General features: G+C 63.2%; 19 protein-coding genes, 1 tRNA gene and 1 other RNA gene. 6 read left to right on the top strand and 15 right to left on the bottom strand.

Going from position 1 to position 19,727, the window contains the following annotated elements; translation table 11 throughout:
- Positions 1-62: 62 nt before the first annotated feature.
- A complete protein-coding gene (locus RQP55_RS11240; protein ID WP_315610290.1) occupies positions 63-1,355 on the top strand; it encodes a metal-dependent hydrolase family protein in 1,293 nt (430 codons plus the stop codon).
- A gap of 18 nt (positions 1,356-1,373) precedes the next feature.
- Here the strand turns inward: RQP55_RS11240 and RQP55_RS11235 are convergent, their stop codons facing one another.
- From RQP55_RS11235 to RQP55_RS11210, 6 genes are all read right to left on the bottom strand, one after another.
- Positions 1,374-1,712, bottom strand: a complete 339-nt coding sequence (locus tag RQP55_RS11235) for a YbaB/EbfC family nucleoid-associated protein (protein WP_315610289.1) — start codon at positions 1,710-1,712, stop codon at positions 1,374-1,376.
- Between the two features lies 1 nt (position 1,713).
- A complete protein-coding gene (locus RQP55_RS11230) occupies positions 1,714-3,471 on the bottom strand; it encodes a DNA polymerase III subunit gamma/tau (protein WP_315610288.1) in 1,758 nt (585 codons plus the stop codon).
- Between the two features lie 41 nt (positions 3,472-3,512).
- An RNA gene (gene ffs, locus RQP55_RS11225) (signal recognition particle sRNA small type) lies at positions 3,513-3,607 on the bottom strand.
- 68 nt (positions 3,608-3,675) lie between these two features.
- Complete coding sequence (locus RQP55_RS11220; protein ID WP_315610287.1) at positions 3,676-3,954, bottom strand: ETC complex I subunit; 279 nt, start codon at positions 3,952-3,954, stop codon at positions 3,676-3,678.
- A gap of 31 nt (positions 3,955-3,985) precedes the next feature.
- Complete coding sequence (gene hrpB, locus RQP55_RS11215) at positions 3,986-6,436, bottom strand: ATP-dependent helicase HrpB (RefSeq protein ID WP_315610286.1); 2,451 nt, start codon at positions 6,434-6,436, stop codon at positions 3,986-3,988.
- A 6-nt stretch (positions 6,437-6,442) separates the two neighbouring features.
- The gene (locus RQP55_RS11210; protein ID WP_315610285.1) at positions 6,443-7,471 is read right to left on the bottom strand and encodes a polyprenyl synthetase family protein; all 1,029 of its coding nucleotides are present in this window, start codon (positions 7,469-7,471) and stop codon (positions 6,443-6,445) included.
- 89 nt (positions 7,472-7,560) lie between these two features.
- Between RQP55_RS11210 and RQP55_RS11205 the strand changes: the two genes are divergently transcribed.
- The gene (locus tag RQP55_RS11205; protein ID WP_315610284.1) at positions 7,561-7,848 is read left to right on the top strand and encodes a chorismate mutase; all 288 of its coding nucleotides are present in this window, start codon (positions 7,561-7,563) and stop codon (positions 7,846-7,848) included.
- A gap of 1 nt (position 7,849) precedes the next feature.
- Here RQP55_RS11205 and RQP55_RS11200 read toward each other — a convergent pair whose 3' ends face one another.
- The 4 genes from RQP55_RS11200 to RQP55_RS11185 all read right to left on the bottom strand — a co-directional run bounded on the left by RQP55_RS11200 (position 7,850) and on the right by RQP55_RS11185 (position 11,154).
- Positions 7,850-9,235, bottom strand: coding sequence for a HAMP domain-containing sensor histidine kinase (locus tag RQP55_RS11200; protein WP_315610283.1), 1,386 nt, complete (start codon positions 9,233-9,235; stop codon positions 7,850-7,852).
- Positions 9,236-9,238: 3 nt separating this feature from the next.
- Positions 9,239-9,916 carry a response regulator transcription factor gene (locus tag RQP55_RS11195; protein WP_147090937.1) on the bottom strand — a complete coding sequence of 226 codons (678 nt, stop codon included), beginning with the start codon at positions 9,914-9,916 and terminating at the stop codon, positions 9,239-9,241.
- Positions 9,917-9,973: 57 nt separating this feature from the next.
- On the bottom strand, positions 9,974-10,237 hold the full coding sequence (locus tag RQP55_RS11190) for a PepSY domain-containing protein (protein ID WP_315610282.1): 264 nt from the start codon (positions 10,235-10,237) through the stop codon (positions 9,974-9,976).
- Positions 10,238-10,311: 74 nt separating this feature from the next.
- The gene (locus tag RQP55_RS11185) at positions 10,312-11,154 is read right to left on the bottom strand and encodes an aminotransferase class IV (RefSeq protein ID WP_315610281.1); all 843 of its coding nucleotides are present in this window, start codon (positions 11,152-11,154) and stop codon (positions 10,312-10,314) included.
- A 66-nt stretch (positions 11,155-11,220) separates the two neighbouring features.
- Between RQP55_RS11185 and RQP55_RS11180 the strand changes: the two genes are divergently transcribed.
- Positions 11,221-13,011 carry an ABC-F family ATP-binding cassette domain-containing protein gene (locus tag RQP55_RS11180; RefSeq protein ID WP_315610280.1) on the top strand — a complete coding sequence of 597 codons (1,791 nt, stop codon included), beginning with the start codon at positions 11,221-11,223 and terminating at the stop codon, positions 13,009-13,011.
- Here the strand turns inward: RQP55_RS11180 and RQP55_RS11175 are convergent.
- Positions 13,008-13,481, bottom strand: coding sequence for a DUF6456 domain-containing protein (locus RQP55_RS11175; protein ID WP_315610279.1), 474 nt, complete (start codon positions 13,479-13,481; stop codon positions 13,008-13,010). The two genes, RQP55_RS11180 and RQP55_RS11175, sit on opposite strands and share 4 nt — an antisense overlap.
- Before the next feature lie 93 nt (positions 13,482-13,574).
- On the opposite strand from RQP55_RS11175, the gene RQP55_RS11170 reads away from it, so the two are divergent.
- Both RQP55_RS11170 and RQP55_RS11165 read left to right on the top strand, forming a co-directional pair.
- Positions 13,575-14,147 carry a helix-turn-helix transcriptional regulator gene (locus RQP55_RS11170; RefSeq protein ID WP_315610278.1) on the top strand — a complete coding sequence of 191 codons (573 nt, stop codon included), beginning with the start codon at positions 13,575-13,577 and terminating at the stop codon, positions 14,145-14,147.
- Positions 14,144-15,325 (top strand): glycosyltransferase, encoded by a 1,182-nt coding sequence (locus RQP55_RS11165; protein ID WP_315610277.1) that lies wholly within the window; start codon positions 14,144-14,146, stop codon positions 15,323-15,325. Before RQP55_RS11170 ends, RQP55_RS11165 begins: the two co-directional genes overlap by 4 nt.
- Here RQP55_RS11165 and secF read toward each other — a convergent pair.
- From secF to yajC, 3 genes are read right to left on the bottom strand one after another with little or no spacing between them, the layout of a single operon-like run.
- Positions 15,322-16,299 carry a protein translocase subunit SecF gene (gene secF / locus RQP55_RS11160; RefSeq protein WP_315610276.1) on the bottom strand — a complete coding sequence of 326 codons (978 nt, stop codon included), beginning with the start codon at positions 16,297-16,299 and terminating at the stop codon, positions 15,322-15,324. The genes RQP55_RS11165 and secF overlap by 4 nt on opposite strands.
- Positions 16,300-16,311: 12 nt before the next feature.
- Positions 16,312-17,922: a protein translocase subunit SecD gene (gene secD / locus RQP55_RS11155; protein ID WP_315610275.1), complete on the bottom strand. Its 1,611-nt coding sequence runs from the start codon at positions 17,920-17,922 to the stop codon at positions 16,312-16,314.
- Positions 17,923-17,953: 31 nt separating this feature from the next.
- Entirely contained in the window at positions 17,954-18,289 is a 336-nt protein-coding gene (gene yajC, locus RQP55_RS11150; RefSeq protein ID WP_315610274.1) for a preprotein translocase subunit YajC, read from the bottom strand.
- 287 nt (positions 18,290-18,576) lie between these two features.
- On the opposite strand from yajC, the gene RQP55_RS11145 reads away from it, so the two are divergent.
- Positions 18,577-18,653: transfer RNA gene (locus RQP55_RS11145), tRNA-Pro, on the top strand.
- Positions 18,654-18,710: 57 nt separating this feature from the next.
- Here the strand turns inward: RQP55_RS11145 and RQP55_RS11140 are convergent.
- Positions 18,711-19,286 carry a DUF4402 domain-containing protein gene (locus RQP55_RS11140; protein WP_315610273.1) on the bottom strand — a complete coding sequence of 192 codons (576 nt, stop codon included), beginning with the start codon at positions 19,284-19,286 and terminating at the stop codon, positions 18,711-18,713.
- Positions 19,287-19,727: the final 441 nt, after the last annotated feature.

The raw sequence follows: 19,727 nt of genomic DNA, 5'->3' as shown, positions 1-19,727 counted from the left end.
AGGATTGCTATTCGCGTACGAAGCAAGCATCAGAACGCGACATCCCTGGGAGATTGTTACCGATGAAGCCCCTTGCCCTTTCGCTTTCGATTGCCGCGGCCGTCTTGGCTGCCCCCGCCCTGGCCAAGCCGGTGGTGATCACCGCGGATCGCTATCTGGACGTGACCAAGGGCAGCTATGTCGAGCACCCGGCGATCTTCGTCGATGAGGCCGGCCGGATCACCAGCATCGCCGATGCGCGGACCATCAAGCTTTCGGCCGAGGTCGAACGGATCGAGCTGCCGGGCAAGACCCTGGTCCCCGGCCTGATCGACATGCACGTCCATCTTGATGGTCCAGCAGACATCGGTGGCTATCGTGGGCTGGAGTTCACCGACAGCTTCTTTGCCATGACCGCGGTTGGCAACGCCCGGGCCATGCTTGATGCCGGCTTCACCACGGTCCGCAATGTCGGATCGGCGGGCCGCAACGACATTGGCCTGAAACAGGCCATTGCCAACGGCTATGCCATTGGCCCGCGCATTGTCCCTGCGGGCTATGCGCTGGGCGCGACCGGCGGACACTGCGATTCCACCTTCCTGCCGCCATCCCTGGAAAAGGCGAAGAAGGAGGAAGGCGTCGGCGATGGTGAGGAGGAGCTGCGCTATCAGGTCCGGCGCCAGCGCAAATTCGGGGCCGAAGTGATCAAGGTCTGCGCCACCGGCGGGGTATTCAGCCGCAACACCGAACCTGGCCAGCAGCAGCTTAGCGAAGCCGAATTGCGGGCGATCGTTGACGAAGCGCAGATGTGGGGCCTGCGGGTTGCCGCCCATGCCCATGGCGCGGCCGGAATCAAGGCCGCGATCAAGGCCGGGATCGATACGATCGAACACGTCAGCCTGGTCGATGATGAAGGGATCAAGCTGGCCGCAGCTCGGGCCAAACCAACCTATTTCTCGATGGACATCAAGAACACCGACTACACCCAGGCCGAAGGCAAAAAGAACGGCGTGCTGGAAGACAATCTGCGCAAGGACCGCGAAGTCGCCCAGATTCAGCGCGACAATTTCCGCAAAGCCTACAAGGCCGGTGTCCGCATGGTCTTCGCCTCAGACGCCGGGGTCATGCCCCATGGCCAGGTCGGCCAGCAGTTTGCCGTCATGGTCCAATACGGAATGACCCCGCTTGACGCGATCCGCGCGGCAACGCTCAACGCCGCGCAGGCGCTTGGTCAGGAAGCGGATGTCGGCCTGATCGCGAACGGTCGCTTTGCTGACATAGTTGCCGTGGAAGGCGACCCGCTAAGCAATGTCCGCCTGCTGGAACAACCGGCTGCGGTGATCAAGGGCGGCAGGCGGATCGAACCGGCGCGCTGATCAGCACGCCGGCTTCGGTTACATTCCCGGAAGCTTGAAGCCCGGCGGCAGTCCCATCCCGGACTGCATCCGGGCCATTTCCTGGCCGGCCACTTCATCGGCCTTGGCCCGCGCATCGTTGAACGCGGCGGCGATCAGGTCTTCGAGGATTCCCTTTTCCTCAGCCTTCAGCAGGCTGTCATCGATGTTGACGCCGATGATCCGACCCTTGGCCGAGGCGCGGATGGAAACGAGCCCGCCACCAGCGCGCCCTTCCACTTCGATCCCGTCAAGCTTGGTCTGGCTTTCGGTCATCTGCTTCTGGATGGTCTCGGCTGCCTGCTGGGCGGCCTTGAGCATCTCTTCCATCGACTTCACGTCAGTTCCTCCACTTGCTGCCACCGGCACTGGCGATCCGCGCTTCGGGCTTTTCTTCGATAATCTCGGCCTGCGGGAAGGCAGCGAAAGCCGCCTCGACCAGCGGATGGCGCCGCAGCAATTCTGTCTCTGCCGCCTTTTGCGCCTCAGCCTGTTCACGCAGGGTTGGGGTTCCCTCCCCTTCACCGCGTTGGACGGTCCAGCGTTCACCTGTGGCGCGAAGCAGGGCATCGCGCAGTTCGGGCCCAAGGTCACCAGGATAACCCGGCGCCACCGCATAGGTCAGCTCGCCCGGGGCCAGCGCGATCACCCGCACCCAGTCCCGCATCACCTGCGCAACGCGCAGCTGGCCGGACTGATCGACAGTCTCAATCAGCTGCTCCCAACCTAAGGCGGCAACCGGGGCCGCAACAGAAGTTGAGGCAGCATTGCTTTCACCGCGCGGTGCATTGGCGAAGGCGCTTTCCAGATGCTTGGCCAGCGTTCCCGGATCAGGCAGGTCCGCCGCATGCAGCACCCGCAGCAAGGCCATTCGCGCCGCAACCAGCGGATCCGGCGCGGTCTTCACCTCTTCGTGCCCCTTCAGCAGCAACTGCCAAAGGCGATGCAATTGCCCGGCCGAAAGGCGCTGCGACCATTCACTGATCGCTGCCCGCTCTTCTTCGGAGAACGAGGATTCATCGCGGCCCAGCTGGGCCAGCGTTACCCGGTGCGTCAGCTCCAGCGCGCCGCGCAGCAGGGCCGGCGGCTCAACCCCCAGGGCGAATTGCTGGTCCACGATATCCAGCAGACCTGAACCGTCTCCACCGATCAGCGCGGCAAACAAGCGGCGCTGCACGCTCTTGTCGGCCAGGCCGAGCATATCCTGCACCTGGGCCGCGATAACCTTGCCATCCCCGCCAAGGTCAGCGTGGGCAATCGCCTGATCGAGGATCGAAAGGCCATCGCGGACCGAACCGTCTGCGGCAGCAGCGATCATCGCGAGGGCCTCAGCCTCGGCCTCAACGCCTTCCTTGCCGCAGATCATCGCGAAATGGCTCGCGAGCAGTTCGGTCGGGATCCGCTTCAGGTCGAACCGCTGGCAACGCGACAATACCGTAACCGGCAGCTTGTCGACCTCGGTCGTGGCAAACAGGAACTTCACATGCGGCGGCGGCTCTTCCAGCGTCTTGAGCAGCGCGTTGAACGCATTGCGGCTGAGCATGTGCACTTCGTCGATGATGTAGATCTTGTAGCGCGCCGAAACGGCGGCATAGCGGACCGCCTCGATAATCTCGCGCACGTCATCGACGCCGGTATGGCTGGCGGCGTCCATTTCGATCACGTCGATGTGGCGCCCTTCGGCAATCGCCAGGCAGGGTTCGCACTGCCCGCAGGGATCGATCGTCGGCCCGCCCTGCCCATCCGGCCCGACGCAGTTGAGCGCCTTGGCAATCAGGCGCGCGGTTGAGGTTTTCCCCACCCCGCGAATCCCGGTCATCAGAAAGGCATGGGCCAGCCGGTCACGCTTGATCGCGTTGGCCAGCGTCTGAACCATGGCATCCTGGCCGATCAGCTCGGCAAAGGTCTGCGAACGGTACTTGCGGGCGAGCACGCGGTAAGGCTGGGCCTGCGCAACCGGCGCCGCCACGACTGGCTTGGGCGCAGGAGCGGGTTCCGGTGCGCCGAACATCGATTCCTGCCCGGCAGCCTCCAGGTCAGCCGCGCTCGGGGCGTCGTCCTCGGGTTCGTCGCCAAAGATATCTGGTGAATCGTCCATCACATCCTTGGTAGGCGCTGGCGCCCCAATTGTCGAATGGAGGAAAAGGAGCCGGCCGACCCGCCGCAACCCGTTGTGGCTGCTTCCTTCCGGACCTGACCAGGTTGGCGGACGCAAGCGTCCGACCGACTCCCGGGCGGGCATATGGCGGCCTTGGTGCGTTTGCGCAAGCCTTAGGACGGCGAATCGCCGCCTTGAACACGCTTAGCGGAAGTTGTCGGCGTAGCTCTGCAGCTTCAACCGGCGCGGCGGTGTTGCATGGACGCTCACCGCAATCCCGTGCTTGCTGGCATAGGCCTGCGCCTCAGCCAGGCTGGCGAACTTCAGCTGCACCTGCGCCTGGGTATCGCCTGACCCTGCCCAGCCCATCAGCGGATCGGGCTTGCGCGCCTCAGCCGGTGCAAAATCGAGGATCCACTGGTCCAGCAGGGCCTTACCCGACTGCATGGCGTTCTTGGGGCGTTGATAAATGCGTGCTGACATAATGGCGCTTTCGGGCGAATCGCTTCGGGAATCAAGAGCGGCGCGAAGCCTCGAAGGCGTTTTTCGTCTTCAGGCTCGGGTCCTCGGCCCACGGCGCATCAGGCCAGCGATGCTTGGGGTAGCGTCCCTTCATGTCGCGCTGCACATCTTTCCAGGAACCGCGCCAGAAACCCGGCAGGTCGCGCGTGGTCTGCAAAGGCTTGCCGCCCGGATCCGTCAGCTTGAGCAACAGGGGCTGCGGCGGCTGCCCAAAGCCGGGGTGCCGATCAAGCCCGAACAACGCCTGGACCCGGACTTCCACCGATGGCCCACCCGGATCATCGTAATCGATCGGATGGCTCGTGCCGGCCGGCGATGTGAACTGCGCCGGCGCCAGCCGTTCAAGCGCCTGCTGCCCGGCATAGTCCAGCCGCGCGCGCAGCGCCTCGTGCAGCCTGCCGGCATCCACGGCATCAAGCCGCCGCCCCAGCAGCGGCCCCAACCACTCATCCAGGTCCTCAACCAGAGCCTGCTCTGCCAATGGCGCGATCCCGGCAAAACGGGCGAGCTTGATCAGGGCCAGGCTGGCCTTGCCAAAGGGAACAAGATCAAGCCCATCCGCGCGAATTCGTTCAACCAGGAATGTGCGGATCGCGGCCGGGTCAGGCGCAGGGTCTGAGCCGCGGGCCATGGCAATGGCCCCCAGCCGTCCTTCGACCAGCGCCTCGACCCGCCGGTCGTCAGCAATCCAGCGCAAGACGCTGCGCCGCTCAATCCGATGGGCAAGCCAGCGCTGGACTTCAGCCTCGGTCAATTCAATCGCCCCGGTAATCCGTGCGCCCTTGGCCTCTCCCTGCGCATCGCCGATTGCCAGCCACTGCGCCCGTGCCAAAGTGGAGGCCGGATCAAGCCGCAAACCGCGTCCGCCAGCCGTCAGCCAATCCTCGCCAGCAACGTCGCGCCGCTTGGCGATGTTCTCGGGGAAAGCCTCTGCCAGCAGCACGGCCAACGGCGGCGGATCTTCGTGCTGGCGCTTGACCAACTGATTGGCCCGCTCCTCCCAGCGCCGCGCAAGTTGGCGCGAGGATTCGGCCCGGCCGGAGCGATCCCCATTCCAACGGTCCAGCCGCAGCGCCAGGTCCTCCCCGCGCCCGCCCAGTCCGCGCTCCTGCAGCAGCAAGGCCAGCCGCGCTGCCTCCCGCGCTGCGCCCCGCTTTGCCGCGAACAGCAGCATATGCGCCAAGCCTGGGGCCATCGGCAGGCTCGCCATGCGCCGTCCATGGTCGGTTATCGCGCCATCCGCATCCAGCGCGTCCAAGGCTTGCAGTGATGCCTTTGCTGCGACCAATGCCGCGGCAGGTGGCGGATCGAGCCAGGCCATTTGCGGAATATTCGCAGCGCCCCATTGGGCAAGCGTCAGCAAAAGCGGGGCAAGATCGCTGGTCAGGATTTCGGGCGGTTCAAACGCCGGGCGGCCGGAATGGGCTGCTTCTTCCCATAACCGATAGGCAACGCCTGGCCCTTGCCGCGCAGCGCGTCCCGCTCGCTGGGCAGCCGCAGCTTGCGAGGCCCGGTGCGTTACCAACCGCGTAACCCCTGCGGCCTTGTCAAACTCGGCCCGGCGCGAAAGCCCGGCATCAACCACCACCGTCACGCCATCGAGCGTCAGCGAGGTTTCCGCAATGGCCGTTGCCAGCACGATCCGTCGCCGCCCATCGGGATCGCGCCTGATCGCGGCGCGCTGCGCGGCAGGTTCGCACTGGCCGTGCAGCGGCAGGATCGGCACGTCAGGCAAGCGCTGCACCAACCGTTCGCGGGTTCGTTCGATCTCCCCGACACCCGGCAGGAAGGCCAGAATGTCGCCGCTCTCATCGCGCCACGCCGTCAGGATTGCGCTCGCCATGGCTTCGTCCAGCCGCACTTCGAGACGCGCGCCAAGCCAGCGGATGTCGAGCGGCCAGGCCTTCCCCTCGCTCTCAATGACCGGAGCCGAACCCAGTAGGCCGGCAAAGCGGGCACCATCCAGCGTGGCGGACATGACCACCAGCCGCAGGTCTTCGCGCAGTACCGCCTGGCTTTCGATCGCCAGCGCCAGGCCCAGATCGCTGTCCAGGTGCCGTTCGTGTGCTTCATCGAACAGGACTGCGGAAACCCCGGCCAGCTCGGGATCATCAAGCAAGGTCGAAACAAAGATCGCCTCGGTCATCACCAGCACGCGGGTCTTGGCCGAGCGCTTGCTGTCCAACCGGGTCAGGTAGCCAACCGTCTGGCCAACCGGCTCACCGAGCAGTTCCGCCATCCGTTCTGCCGCCGCCCGTGCCGCAACCCGGCGCGGCGACAAGACGATGACCGAACCAGTGCACCAGGGTTCGGCAAGCAATGCCGGGGCAACCGCCGTGGTCTTGCCCGCCCCCGGGGGCGCAATCAAAACGGCTGACGGCCGCGCCCGCAGCGCAGCCAGCAAATCCGGCAATACGATATGGATGGGAAGCTGGTTGCTCAATCTGGCCTAGAACCGGCGGGTGACGGCAAATTCAACCGCCTCGACCATGGCTGCATGGGCGGGATTGGCGGGGAAGCCAGCGATCGCATCGATCGCCCGCTGGGCATAGTGCCGCGCCCGCTCGCGCGTGGCATTCACGGTATCGTGCCGTTCAATCAGCGAGATCGCATGGGCCAGATCCGTATCCGAGCTAAGGTGCCCCTGGATCGCCTGTTGCCAGAAATGGCGTTCTTCTTCCGATCCGCGGGCATAGGCCAAGATCACCGGCAGGGTCATCTTGCCTTCGCGGAAATCGTCGCCCTTGCCCTTGCCCATTTCGCCGGCTTCGGAATCATAATCCATCGCATCGTCAACCAGCTGGAAGGCGATACCAAGGTTGCGGCCGTAATCTTCCAGCGCGCGCTCATCTGCTTCGCTGCGTTCTGCGACCACGGCGGCGATCCGGGTGGCGGCGGCGAACAGGGCGGCCGTCTTCGAACCGATGATCGAGAGATAGCGCTCTTCGCTCGTTTCGATCTGGCGCTGCGCGGTCAACTGATCGACCTCGCCCTCGGAAATGACCGAGCTGGCGTTGGACAGGATCTTCAGCACCTTCAGGCTGCCGTCCTCAACCATCAGTTCAAACGATCGCGTGAAGAGGAAGTCGCCCACCAGCACCGTCGCCGGGTTGCCGAACACGATATTGGCGGTCGACTTGCCGCGACGCAGTTCAGAGCCGTCGACAACGTCGTCGTGAAGCAGCGTGGCCGTGTGGATAAATTCAACCGCCGCCGCCAGCTTGTGGTGGCGGGTACCGTGATAATCACACAGCGCGGCCCCGGCGAGGGTCAGCATCGGCCGCATCCGCTTGCCGCCACCGGCGATCAAATGGCCTGCCAGTGTCGGGATCAACGGGATCCGGCTCTGCATCTTGTCAAGGATCACGGCATTCACGGCGTTCATGCCATCAGCCGTCAACTCCAGCATCGGTGCCAGCGAAGGTGAACCGGTTGGCTCTGGCGCACGCTTGCGCAGCGGAATAACGTCGGCGCTCATCGCTTGCGCCCCTAGCGAGGGTGGTTGCCAGTCGGCAAGTGCTATTGCAGCAATAGCCTTTCGCAAAACCACATGCTAGCGAACCTTATATGTCCAATCCCGATCCCGTCCTTGCCGGCTTCCGCTCTTCGATTGATAATATCGACGCGGCCCTCATCCACATTCTGGCTGAGCGATTTCGCATCACCAAGGCTGTAGGTACCTATAAGGCTGAGAAGAACTTGCCGGCATCGGATCCGGGACGCGAGGAACGACAGATTGCCCGGCTGCGGCACCTTGCGTCTGAGGCGAACCTGGACCCGGAGTTCTCGGAAAAGTTCCTGCGCTTCATCATCCAGGAAGTTATCCGTCACCACGAGCAGGCTGCAGGCAAGTAGTTCAGGCCAACTTGGCAGCCCGCGGCAGTCGCAGCTTTACCAACAGGCCCCCAAGGTCCTCGCTCGCTTCAAGCCTTACGCTGCCGCCATAGATCTCCGCCACGTCACGCACGATAGCCAGGCCAAGCCCGGTCCCTGGCTTGCCGGTATCCAGCCGCGCCCCGCGATCGAAGATCCGGCTGCGCGCTGCCTGCGGAATGCCGGGGCCGTCATCCTCCACCCAGACTTCACACCAGTCGGGATCACCCGTGGGGTCGATCGTCACGAAGACAGAGCCGCCGCCGTACTTGGCCGCATTCTCAATCAGGTTGCCAAGGATCTCATCAAGGTCCTGCCGCTCGATCGCCACTTCGGCAGCACGGTCACCATCCAGATCGAAGCGCGTCCTGTCGTACAAGCGGGTTACCGCACGCAGTACGGCCTCAACACTATCGGCAACCGCGGCGCGGCTCATGCCAGCGGCTCGCCGGCCAACCGCCCGAGCCCGAGCGAGGTGGTGATCGACCTGACGGCGCATGACTGCAGCCTCACGGATCACGGTGTCGGACAGATCCAGTGCCTTGGCGGTGGCGGCATTCATCACCACGGTTAGCGGGGTCTTAAGCGCGTGAGCCAGATTGCCGGCATGGGTCCGCGCTTCTTCGGCCTGCTTTTCGGAATGGGCCAGCAGCGCATTGAGTTCCTGCACCAGCGGCTGCACTTCCAGCGGCAGCGGCTCGGTCAAGCGGTTCTGCCCTGTGGCACGCAGGTGCTGGATCGCCAGCCGCACACGGCGCAACGGGCCTAGGCCATACCACGATTGCAGCGCCGCCATCAGGAACAGCCCGAGGCCGAGGACCAGAAAGCTCCAGATCAGAATTGAGCGAATTCGGCTGATCTGCAGGTCCAGATCTTCGCGGCTCGCCGCCACGGCGAACTTCCAGCGGGTTTCGCTGTCTGGCAGGATCACCGAACGCTCAATCACCCGCAGCGGCTCGTCCGGGTATTGGAAGTTGTCGTAAAGATGCGGCGCCTTGTCGAAATGGTCGTGCTTCAGCTCAAGGCTGCGGTCCCACAGCGAGCGCGACGGGAAGTTCTCATGCCCCGCCCCCGTCACCAGCCAATAGCGGCCACTGCTGGGTTCAAGAAAGCGCTGGTCGCCCAGCGGCCGATTGAAGAACACCTCACCATCCGGCCCGATCTCGGCCGAGGCGATCATCGCGTTCATGACATACTCAAGCTGCTCGTCGAAATTACGGCTGACCAGTCCGGTCAGCGTGCGATCCAGCGCAAAACCACCTAGCGAGAGCAGGACCACGATCCAACCCGCCGCGATCAGGATGATCCGGCGGGATAGCGAGCCCGTCTGCAAAGCGGCCCGGGCTGAAGCTTCGCCCTTTTCCGTCACACTTTACCCGCGGCTGCCTTCGGCCGGATCGTCCAGGCTGTAACCCAGGCCGCGGATCGTGGTGATCACATCGGCCCCCAGCTTCTTGCGGATGCGCGTCACGAAAACCTCAATCGTGTTCGAATCCCGGTCAAAGTCCTGGTCGTAGATATGCTCGATCAATTCTGTGCGGCTGACGACCTTGCCCTTGTGATGCAGGAGATAGGACAGCAGCTTGTATTCCTGCGCCGTCAGCTTGACCGGCTCTCCGTTGAGCGTGACCCGGCCCGAGCGGGTATCAAGCCGCACATCACCGGCCGTCAGTTCGCTGGAGGTATTGCCCGAGGCACGGCGGATCAGCGCGCGCAGGCGGGCAATCAGTTCCTCGGTCTGGAACGGCTTGGCCAGGTAATCATCGGCCCCGGCATCAAGCCCGGCCACCTTGTCTGACCAGCTGTCACGCGCGGTCAGCACCAGGACCGGAAACTTGCGGCCTTCCTTGCGCCACATGCCAAGCACGGTCAGCCCATCGATCTCTGGCAGGCCAAGGTCGAGGATCACAGCATCGTATTCTTCGGTCGAGCCCATGAAGTGCCCGTCCTCTCCGTCGGTCGAAAGGTCCACCGCATAGCCGGTCGCCTCAAGTGTCGACTTGAGCTGCTTGCCAAGGGTCGGTTCGTCCTCGACGATCAGGATGCGCATCGGAAAATTCCCCTGTGGTAAGATGCTGTTCTGCTTGGCGCCACCAATGCCGTCAAGCTAGCGGGACTGCCGCAAAACTTCGCCGGAACGGGCATCGACATCGATGAACATGACCCGCCCGTTACGAATGAACTTCAGGCGATAGGTATAAGCCGCCGGATCGTATTCAGGGCCCAAATACTGTGCATTGGGCATCATCGGCAAAACACGCCGTTCAATCTCGCGCAGCGGACGGACATTGCCGGCGCGCAGGTCCTTGCGGGCCATGCCGGCTTCGTCACCTTGACCGGCAAAGGCTGGAACGGCGGGCGTGCCGATCATCAGAGCAATGGCAAGTGCACTTCGGATCATGCCGCGGCACCTAACCTGCCGGGATTGAACAGACTGTGAATGGCTCATGCTTGACGCAGCCGCTCCACATAGCGCCGCCGCAGTTCCAGCGTCAGGGCACCAGGCCTGCCATCGCCAATCTTGCGGCCATCAGCCTCTACCACCGGCATGACCACTGTCGTGGCACTGGTGATGAAGGCTTCGCGCGCTGCGAACAGCTCATCCACCGAAAAGGCCCGCTCTTCCACCGCAAGCCCCATTTCGCGGGCAAGCGGCAGGGCAGAAAGGCGCGTGATCCCGGGCAGAACGCCGTGATCAACCGGATGCGAAACCAGCACCCCGCGGCTGTCAATGATATGGGCGTTGGCGCTGGTCCCTTCGGTGACCATGCCGTTATCGACCAGCCAGGCATCATCCGCCCCGGCATCGCGCGCGGCTTCCTTGGCCAGCACGGCATAAAGCAGCTGCGTGGTCTTGGCGGCGCGAAGCGCCCAACGGCCTTCGGGATGCAGGATAATCCGCATGCCTTCACCCACCTTGGGCTGATCGACTACCGGTGCCGCCTGGGTAAAGGCAAAGCGCGTTGCCGTGACAGGATCGGCGGGTGAGAGAAAATCGCGATCCGCCGGCGCACCTCCGGTTACCTGCAAATAGATGCGACCCTCGGTCAGCCCATTGCGTCGGATCAGCTCGTCGAGGATCGGCGGCCAATCGGTATTATCGGTAATCCGCGCCAGCGCCATCGATCGGCCGATCCGCTCGGCGTGATAGGGCCAGTTGCAGAAATGCCCGTCAATAACCGGGGTCACTTCATAAACGCCTTGGGCGAAAAGAAGGCCGCGATCGAAGATCGGTACCTTTGCTTCGGTTTCGGGCAAGTACTCCCCGTTGAGCCAGACTGTACGCATGCCCCCTCATCCGCACCCCATCGGTGCTTGTCAACGCTCTGTCTCACCCGCTAGGGCGCCCCGACCATGGCCGCCGCACCGATCCTTTCCTGGGAAGCCCTTAGCCTGCAACAAGGCTCTGGCTGGCTGTTCCGCGAACTTGACCTGCATATCGGCCCGCGCGACCGCCTGGCCCTGATCGGTCGTAACGGCGCCGGCAAGACCACCTTGTTGCGCTTAATCTCGGGAGAGATCGAAGCCGACAAGGGCAAGCGATCGATCCAGCCCGGCACAAAAATCGTGACGCTGGAACAGGATCCGTTCTTCACCGGCCATGACACGCTGATGGACTTTGCCCTGCACGGCAAGGACGCCCCGCCGCGCCATGAGGTGGAAGCCATCGCCGGACAGCTGGGTATTGACCTGGATCGCAAAGCGGACAGCGCCAGCGGCGGTGAACGGCGCCGCGCCGCGCTCGCGCGGGCATTGGCTAGCGATCCTGACCTGCTGCTGCTGGACGAACCGACCAACCACCTCGATCTTGCGGCCATCGACTGGCTGGAAGGCTGGCTGGGCCGCTATACCGGGGCCTTCGTGGTGATCAGCCACGACCGGACCTTCCTTGAACGCCTGACCAAGGCGACGATCTGGCTGGATCGGGGCAGTCTGCGCCGCAAGGACATCGGCTTTGGCGGCTACGAGGCCTGGATGGAACAGGTCTATGCCGAAGAAGCCCGCGCCGCCGAAAAGATGGACGCGAAGCTGAAGATTGAGGCGCACTGGCTGGAGCGCGGCGTCACCGCGCGGCGCAAGCGCAACCAGGGCCGGCTGGAAAAACTGTGGGAAATGCGCGCCCAACGCGCCGCGATGCTCAGCCCACAAGGCGCAGCCAAGATGAAGCTGGCGGTTGATGATGTGAAGACGAAGTCGGTCATCGTCGCCGAAAAGGTCACCAAGCGGTTTGGTGATCGGACGATCATCAAGGACTTCTCGCTCCGCATCCAGCGCGGTGACCGGATCGGCCTGGTCGGTGCCAATGGTTCGGGCAAGACCACGCTCCTGAAGCTGCTGACCGGCGAGCTGCCGACAGACGAAGGCACGGTCTCCCTCGCCAAGACCCTTCACGGCGTGATGATCGACCAGCAGCGCAGCTTGCTTTCACCTGAAAAGCGCGTGCGCGACGTGCTGGCCGAAGGCGGCGACTGGATCGACGTGCGCGGGGTACGCAAGCATATCCAGGGCTACCTCAAGGACTTCCTGTTCGATCCCGGTCTGGTCGACGCCCGCGTCGGCACGCTCTCGGGCGGCGAACGGTCGCGGCTGCTGCTGGCGCGGGAATTCGCCCGCAAGTCCAACCTGTTGGTGCTCGACGAGCCAACCAACGACCTCGATCTCGAAACGCTTGACCTGCTGCAGGAAGTGATCGCCGATTACGACGGCACCGTGCTGATCGTCAGCCACGACCGCGACTTTCTTGACCGGACCGTGACGGTCACGCTTGGCCTCGATGGCAGCGGTAAGGTCGATATCGTCGCGGGTGGCTATGCCGATTGGGAGAAGCAGCGCACCAAGCGGATTGCGCCGGTCAAGACGGCGGCCAAGGTCCCGGTTGAGAACCCAGTTCCTGCCCCGCCCCCACCCCCGAAGAAGGCCAAGTTGTCCTACAAGGACCAACGTGATTACGATCTGCTGCCGGGCAGGATCGAGGAACTGCTTTCCCAGATCGCCCGCGACGAAGCAGCCCTTGCCGATCCCGCACTCTACACCCGCGATCCAGCAAAGTTTGCCGCCCTGACCAAGGCAATCGACGCTGCCAGGGCCGAAAAGGATGCGGCCGAGGAACGCTGGCTCGAACTGGCCGAACAGGTCGAAGGCTAGGCGATCCGATAATATCCGGCGACGCGGTCGAGCGCGATCCGCAGCACCAGCTTCCCGCTGCGGACCGGCCAGCCCAGGGCACGCTCCGCCGTTGGCAGGCCTTCGCCCGCGCAGACCACGCGCCAAAGGATATCTGACAGGTCCTTGCCCGCCGTGGCAATGGCGCCATCAAAGCGGCTGCGCGCCGCGATTTGCCGTTCGGTTGGATTAAGCCCGCGTTCGCCGCCGCTCCCGGCAATCCGCACAGCATCCCAGCGCATCGTTACGCCCGGCGCCAATTGCGCCCTTTCAAAGTCGCGGCGCAGGCACTCACCCGCGGCGCGCTGCGCATCGGTCAGATGCCCGCGCGCGTGCAGCCAAGACAGCGGGCTCTCCGCCAGGTTCACCGTCACCCGCCGCCGCCCCACCCGTGGCGGAGATGCCAGCGGCCCGCTGGGATCGAGCTCTCGTTCAACAAGGACCTGTTTCATGCGCATTCCCCTCGAGTTAGCCGATTCATGCCTTGCCAAAAATGGCAAACTGTAGGAAAGTGAAAAACCAATTTGGTTAATCAAGGTGTATTCGTGATCAACCGCATCCGTGACATCCGCAAGCAAAAGGGCCTGACCCTGGCCGACGTCGCCGAACGCTGCTCCCCTCAGACCACGGCCCAGACGATCGGCCGCCTGGAGACCGGGATGCGCCAGCTTTCGCTCGGCTGGATGAACAGGATTGCCGCCGCGCTGGAGGTGGATCCAGAACTGCTGGTGCGCGGCGGACAAAGCGAGCAGCCACGCTACATCGCCCGTTTTACTGAGAGCGGCGCCGAAGCCCTGCCCGCTCCGCGCGACGCGATCCTGCCCACCGAACTGGGCGGCGATGCTCCGCTGGTGGCGCTGGCGATCGAGCAAGGCGCGGGTGATTATCGCTCTGGCGATCAGGTCTGGCTGCGCCAGAACGGTCCGGAGCAATATGCCCGCCTGCTGAACCGCGATGTGCTGGCCCCTCGCCCCGGCGGTCGCTTTGCTTTTGGGCGGCTGATTGACCGCGATGAGAGACGCGTTGCTATTCTGGCACCTGGCCCGGGCAGCCGGCAGGTTGTGATCGACAGCCCGCCATGGATCGCGGTTGCGGAAATGTTGGTGCGCAAGCTGTGACCCGGCCGTTGCGCGTAATCTCGCTCAGCACGCTCTACCCTAACGGTCAGGTTCCCAGCTTCGGCATTTTCGTTGAGCGTCAGATGCAGGCCGTGGCCAAGCGCGGTGATGTTGACCTGACGCTGATCAACCCAATTGGCTTACCGCCTTTCCCGCTCTCGCTCCATCCGCGCTATCGGCACCTGCGCCGCCTGCCAGAGCGCGAGGTTCGTGGCGGCGTTACCGTCCTGCGCCCGCGTTTTATGCTTTTGCCCAAAGTGGGCAGCCGATTTAATGCCGGAGCGATTGTCCGTGCAGTCCTGCCAATTGTGCGTCGGCTCCATGCCGAGCAGCCGTTCGATCTGGTCGACGCGCAGTTCTTTCATCCGGATGGCTTTGCCGCCGCAAGGATTGGTGCCGTGTTGGGCCTGCCCGTGTCGATCAAGGCGCGCGGCGCTGATATCCAGCATTGGGGCCACCAACGCGCCACCGCCTCGCAAATCCGCAAGGCAGGCCGGCACGCGGCGGGACTGCTGGCCGTATCCAAAGGCCTGATCGATGACATGGCCGCGCTGGGCTTGCCGCGCGAGAAGATCACCCTCCACCGCACCGGGCTCGATGCAGACCTGTTCCGCCCCTATGATCGGCGGATGTGCCGCGATCAGCTTGGCCTGCCACGCGAAACAACCGTGCTCGCAACAGTGGGGGCGCTGATCCCCCGCAAGGGACAACGCTTCGTGATCGAGGCCTTAGGCCGACTGCCCAATGCGATCCTGCTACTTGCCGGCACGGGCCCGGACGAGCCGGCATTGCGTGCCCTGGCTGCAAGCCTGGGCCTGTCAGAGCGGGTCCGGTTTCTGGGCAGCGCCCCGCATAACGAGCTGCCCGTGCTGCTTAACGCGGCCGATGTCTTTGTATTGCCGTCAGCCAGCGAAGGGTTGGCCAACGCCTGGGTAGAGGCCTTGGCCTGCGGCACCCCGGTCGTGACCTCGCCCATCCCCGGCGCGCAGGAATTGATCACTGATCCGGACTGGGGCCGATTGGTCCCGCGCGATGGCGCGGCAATCGCAGCGGCGGTGAATGCGATCCTTGCCGCCCCTCCCGCACCGGAACGGGTGCAAGAGGCCACTGCCGGGATAAGCTGGCAGGCCAACGCCGCCGCGCTCGTTGAGCACTGGCGGCGTTTGGCCCGCGATTAGGCGCCTTCGCGCGTCAGGCGTTCCTGACGTTCCACGTCGGTTTCAGTCGGCACGAAGCTGGTGGGATTGACCTTTAGCCAGATCAGGATTGGCGCGGCCATATAGACCGAGCTGTACGTCCCGACGAAAATCCCCAGCGTGATCGCGGCAGTAAAGCCAAAGATCACGTTCGGGCCCAGTAGCAGCAGGGCAAGCAGCGTGATCAACACCGACAGCGAGGTTACGATCGTGCGGCTAAGCGTTTCGTTGACCGACAGGTCGAGCAGTTCCGGCATCGGCATCTTGCGGAACTTCTTCATGTTCTCGCGGATCCGGTCGTAGACCACGATGGTATCGTTGAGCGAATAGCCGATGAGCGTCAGCAAGGCCGCAACGATGTTCAGATCGAATTCCATCTGCGTGATCGCGAACAAGCCCAGCGTCAGTGACACGTCATGGATCAGGCTGAACATCGCCCCCACGCCGAACTGCCACTCGAACCGCACCCAAATGTAGATCGAGATCGCAGCCATGGCCGCGAGCAGCGCCTGCATCCCGGTCTTGAACAGCTCACCCGAGACCTTGCCAGAAACCGAATCCACGCCATCGATGCGGGCATCGGCATGATCGGCCTTGATCGCGGCTGTGATCTTGCGTGCCATCTGGTCCGCCAGGTCGGCGTTTTGCGCCGAACCTTCGGGCAGCTTCATACGGATAGACACTTCATTTGGCTTGCCGAATTGCTGGATGATCGGTTCGCCATAACCCAGCTTGCCAACCGTTTCACGCAGTTCGGCGACTGGCGCCGCCGGCGTGCTCTGGAAGGTCACACGGATCATCTGCCCGCCAACGAAATCGACGCCCAGGTTGAGGCCCTTGGTCAGGACCATGCCCCAGGAGGCAGCGATCAGGATCAGGCTGATGACATAAAACGGCACCCGCCACCGCAGGAAGCGGATGTTGGTGTTGTCGGGAACAAGCTTGAGCAGTTTCATCGATTTGCTCCCTCAGAGCACCAGTTCACTGGGGCGTGCGCGACGCAGCCAGCCGGCAACCCACATGCGGGTCAGGGTAACAGCGGTAAAGACCGAGGTGGCGATCCCGATCATCAGCACGACGGCAAAGCCGCGGACCGGGCCAGAGCCGAATACGAACATCAGCGTTGCCGCGATCACGTTGGTGATGTTGGCATCAAAGATTGCCCGGCTGGCTTCGGTATAACCCATTTCCACGGCATTGACGACGCGCCGCCCGCGTGCCCGTTCCTCGCGGATGCGCTCGTTGATCAGCACGTTGGCGTCAACCGCCGCACCGATCGTCAGCACGAAGCCCGCGATCCCCGGCAGGGTCAGCGTGGTATTCAGAATCGCCATAATCCCCAGGATCATCAGCGTATTCAGGATCAGCGCCGCATTGGTGTAGACCCCGAAGCGACCATAAGTAATCAGCATGAACAGCATCAGCGCCACGGTACCAACGCCGAAGGCAATCATTCCCTTCTCAATCGAGTCGGCGCCCAGGTCCGGACCGACCGAGCGTTCTTCCACAACCTTCAGGTCAACCGGCAGCGCACCCGAACGCAGCGCGATTGCCAACTGGTTGGCACTCTCGATCGTGAAGCTTCCCGAAATGCGCGCGGTACCGCCGATGATTGGTTCATTGATCACAGGTGATGACAGCACCTTGCCATCCAGGATGATCGCAAACGGCTTGCCGACATTGTCGGTGGTCAGCTTGGCGAACTTGGCGCCGCCCTGTTGGTCAAAGGTAATGGTGACAACCGGCTCATTGGTCTGCTGGTCAAAACTCTGCTGGGCATTGGTCAGGCGATCGCCCTTAATCCCGCCCAGGCGCTTGACCGCAATGGCCCCGGCTGGCTGGGTCGAACCCGGCGCAGCTTCCAGCGGCACGATTTCCGATCCCGGAGGCGCGATCCCCTGAGCCACGTCGCTCGGCAGGGCCAGCGAATCGACCAGTTTGAACTCAAGCTTCGCCGTCTGGCCCAGCAGGTTCTTGAGCGCAGCCGGATCCTTCAGACCCGGAACCTGCACGACAATGCGGTTGGCGCCCTGCCGAATGATCGTCGGCTCACGCGTGCCGAGAGCGTCGATACGTTTGCGGACCACTTCGGTTGCCGTATCCATCGCCTGGCTGATGGCCAGATCGATGCCGGCCTGGGTCGGACGCAGGACAATGCGGTTGCCATCAAGCACCTGCAGGTCCCAATCACGCTGGCCGGTCAGCTGCGCGCCGCTGGTCAGGGTCTGGAGCTGTTCACGCGCGGCATCAACCTGACCGGGATCGGCCACGATGAAGCTGACCGTGCCGTCCCTGGTCGAAATGTCGCCGATGCGGATCGCCGGATCGGCTTGGCGCATCCGTCCCCGGACGTCTTCTTCCATTGTTTCCAGCCGCTGGCGGCGCACCTGATCGGGATTGGCTTCAAGCAGGATGTGGCTGCCACCAGCAAGGTCGAGACCCAGGTTGATCTTGGGGCTCGGCAGGCTGTCGGGCAGGTTTACCCCGCCGACCGAAAGGAGCGAGGGCAGCGCCGCAAGGCAGGCCACCAGCGTGATGAACCACAGCCAAAGCTGCTTCCAGCGGGGGAAATCGAGCATCTAGAACCTGCCTTGGAAAATACGGACCGGATCAGTCGTTTGCGGCCGTGCCGTTTGGCGGAATCACGTCCGCGATCGTCGACTTCAGCGCCTTGACCTTGATGTTCTGGCCCAGTTCGATCTCGGCGTAATGTTCGTCAACCTTGACGACCTTGCCAATCAGGCCGCCACCGGTGAGCACCTGATCGCCCTTCTTGATCCCAGCCAGCTTGACTTGCTGTTCCTTCTGCCGGCGCATCTGCGGACGCAGGATCAGGAACCAGAAGATGACCACCATGGCAACCAGTGGCAGGAACTGGATCCAGACCGGCGGTTCGGCAGCAGCCCCGCCAGCGGCGGCGAGGATCGGAAGAAGCGGTGTATGCATCGCGTTAACAGCTTTCGTGACAAGGGTTTGCCCCGCACCAACAACGCGCGCCGGATGCCGTCATGACGCCACCCCAGCTCGCGCCCCCGGCGCAATTGCGCGCGACTAGCAGCAAGCCGCTGCCATAGCAACGCAGCCACCGGTCGAACCCGGCGCAAATGGCGCTTGTCCGGTCAGGTTCAAGGGCTTGAAGCGGTAAAGCGCCGGATTGTCGCAGCACGCTTGCCATCATGCCACACCCTGCCTATAGCGCGGCTCCCCAGCCCGCATCGCGGGCAGGAACCGGTCGGGACGTAGCGCAGCCTGGTAGCGCATCACACTGGGGGTGTGGGGGTCGGAGGTTCGAATCCTCTCGTCCCGACCATTTTCTTGCATCAGAATTGACTGCCACGGGCCAAGCTTCGCGCCCCGGCGCCCGTGCTCAATTGTATTGCACCATCACCGTGAACGAACCAGCATAGGTCCCTTTCTGGGTCGATGAACCAATTAGATAGCTACCGCCCACGCGGATTGCCAAAGTGCCGCCACTTCCCGCCAACCCGCTCAAAACCTGCGCGCCACTGACATTCGAGCTAGTCGTAACCTGGATCGTTCCGCTTGGCCCAGCCATCGTAAAACTGGGGGGTATGGATACCGAGACGCTCTGCCCGCCTTCACCCGAAACAGCAAACTGCGCAACAGTCGGAGTTGGCACCGGCAATACCGCAGTGCCGGTCCCGGTAACTGAAACTTGCCCGGTCGCCTGGCTAAGGCTGACAATGCCACTTCCTGCTGATGGTGGGACAATTCGACCGAATCCTAAATCTGTTGATTTAGAAATCGCAATGGCCCGAACGACATTGGCAACAGCGGATTGTGACCTCGAATTGAAGCCAGTGTTGTTCAGTCTCGATACTGTGACAATGAATTGACTAGTTGCGGAATTCGACAGCACCCCGGAATCATCTCCGCGGATTGGCAGATCAAAACCAACCCAGAAGGTTTTGCTTTGGTTCAAGCCGATTGGTTGGAGAGTAAAGGAGATGCTGGAACCAGTCCCCGGTTGTGTAGCGAGCGTGGCACTTGCCCCCAAAGTCGAAACGGTAAAGTTCCGCAGGGCCAGCGCTCGACCGCTTGGGCTGCCGGTTGCGGAAATCGTGACCTGTGACTTGGCAACGTTGCAGTTCGAGCCAACCGTGCACGAGATTGTGACCAACGACCGAGCACTTGGCGCTGTCAGCCTAGCGCCTGAACCCGATATGGTCGTAACGCTCCCGCTGGCTGGATCGACCCGCAAGACCGTCTCACCGACAGCACCGGCGGCAAGTGATCTGCGCCCTTCTGAGTGGCCCAATTTCTATTTTAGGAATGGCCACGAAGGAGGAATGGAATGGCAAGAAAGCACAAGCCGGAAGACATCATTGGCAAGCTGCGTGAAGCGGAGATCGTGCTAGCGCAA

The sequence above is a fragment of the Novosphingobium sp. APW14 genome, assembly GCF_032337075.1.
Classification (GTDB): Bacteria; Pseudomonadota; Alphaproteobacteria; order Sphingomonadales; family Sphingomonadaceae; genus Novosphingobium.
The sequence above is the reverse complement of the archived record's forward strand: the minus strand, read 5'-3'. Positions and strand labels throughout refer to the sequence as shown.